Genomic DNA, 941 nt, shown 5'->3' on the forward strand with positions numbered 1-941 from the left:
CCTACTTCTACCTACCCTATAAACTCTCGAAAGTGGGGGGAGAGTGAAAAACTACAATAACTTTCAAGGTGTTCGCTATAATGATAATATTTCCAAACTAGTTTGGGAATTTGATTTAGGAAGAAAAGGAATTGTCGAAGAATTTCCACCAGATTCAGTTTCAGATGGATTTATGAAAGCAGCAGCTATTAGTCTTCTTGCTTCTCTTCATAGACCACCAACTTTGATACTTTTAGAAGAGATTGAAAATGGTGTAAATCCTGGTAATATTCAAGAACTAATGCGTTGGATTTGGCAAATGACATCTCCAACTTCAGAGGGATTCACATCTCAGTTTATCATTACATCTCATAGTCCATCTGTTTTACGTGAGTTCCATGATCATTTAGATCATGTTTATACTGTTCGCTTAGAAAAACGTAATAGAACTAGTGATGTCAGAAATCTCAATACATCTCTAGAAACCCTTGTAGGTATAGGTACTGTAGAAGGTGATATAGTAGATGATGAAACTACAGGTAAAAAGATAGTTGAGATACCAAAGTATCAGTTGGCAGAACTTTGGTATTCAGGGACAATTGGGTAATCAGGTAAAATCTAATGCTAGAGAGAAACATAGCAATTGTTGGAGATGGTGCTACTGACAGGGCAATTTTTAAAAAAATCTCTGAGTGTATTTTATCTGATGGGGATGAAAATAATGTAACTCTTAATTATATTGAGTTAAGTCGGCAAAACATTCATGATGCCGTAGAAAGATATTGTAAAGAGGTAAATAAAATTAATAGTGGTTGCTATCTAACAGGTGAACAAGCTTCACAATTCAGAAAATCAGTTACAAACACTCTTTATACAGCTTTTACAGAGTTTGAAAAGGAAATAGGAGGTAGTTTTTCACTCTCCCCCCACTTTCGAGAGTTTATAGGGTAGGTAGAAGTAGG

The 941-nt window shown here is 35.3% G+C and carries 2 protein-coding genes; both read left to right on the forward strand.

Annotated elements, in window-relative coordinates; all coding sequences use genetic code 11:
* Positions 1-43 precede the first annotated feature (43 nt).
* Positions 44-586, forward strand: coding sequence for an AAA family ATPase (locus FJR05_RS03675; protein ID WP_371416789.1), 543 nt, complete (start codon positions 44-46; stop codon positions 584-586).
* 14 nt (positions 587-600) lie between these two features.
* A complete protein-coding gene (locus FJR05_RS03680; RefSeq protein ID WP_254446677.1) occupies positions 601-930 on the forward strand; it encodes a hypothetical protein in 330 nt (109 codons plus the stop codon).
* Positions 931-941: the final 11 nt, after the last annotated feature.

The organism is Dolichospermum sp. UHCC 0259, assembly GCF_009711935.1.
Taxonomy (GTDB): Bacteria; Cyanobacteriota; Cyanobacteriia; order Cyanobacteriales; family Nostocaceae; genus Dolichospermum.

Excerpts from the sequence above, each read along its gene's own strand:
- FJR05_RS03680 (WP_254446677.1), top strand. The coding sequence starts at position 601 with ATGCTAGAGAGAAACATAGCAATTGTTGGAGATGGTGCTACTGACAGG.